This is a genomic window from Methylobacterium sp. WL7 (assembly GCF_008040085.1).
Classification (GTDB): Bacteria; Pseudomonadota; Alphaproteobacteria; order Rhizobiales; family Beijerinckiaceae; genus Methylobacterium; species Methylobacterium mesophilicum.
The window spans coordinates 1-471 of record NZ_VRVG01000378.1 but is presented as its reverse complement, the minus strand read 5'-3'; the positions used below and the strand labels follow the sequence as shown (position 1 = coordinate 471).

Sequence of the window (471 nt, the reverse complement as noted above, 5' to 3'; positions counted from 1 at the left end):
CATCGCGGCGGCGCTTGAGGCTTTTGACAAAGCTGCACAAGCCTGGGGCTGGGAAGCTGACATGGGCACGGGCGGCGAAACTGCCGAGATCATGCGCGACCACGAGAACGCCCGCGCAGCCCTCGACGCCGCGATCCTCCACCACCTCCGCGCCTACGCCGAGATGAAGGCCGCGCTCGACCTACAGAACTCCGGCGGCGCCTAGGACCACCCATGATCCGCTCCACCATCCTCGCCCTGGCGCTCGTCGCTGGGGCCTCCAGCGCTGCCCAGGCGCAGAATGCTCAGGTGGTGCAGAGCTGCGGTGCACAGGCCCTGCGCCTCAACGATGGCTCGCAGCCGTTCCTCGACATCGTCGGGCGTCTGTGCGTGTCGGGCGGCGCGGCTGAGACCAAGGCCGGGTCGGGCGGCGTTTCGAACTTCTCGCGGATCCCATCGTCGGCTGCCGGCAACAACCTCACGCTGGCCAAA

At 68.4% G+C, this 471-nt stretch carries 2 protein-coding genes; both read left to right on the top strand.

Annotation, left to right across the window (positions count from 1 at the left end):
* On the top strand, positions 1 to 205 hold a 205-nt coding region (locus FV233_RS30815), incomplete at its 5' end, for a hypothetical protein (RefSeq protein ID WP_210249534.1).
* An 8-nt stretch (positions 206 to 213) separates the two neighbouring features.
* Positions 214 to 471 (top strand): hypothetical protein (locus FV233_RS29870; RefSeq protein ID WP_147899676.1); only part of this gene is annotated, 258 nt, incomplete at its 3' end.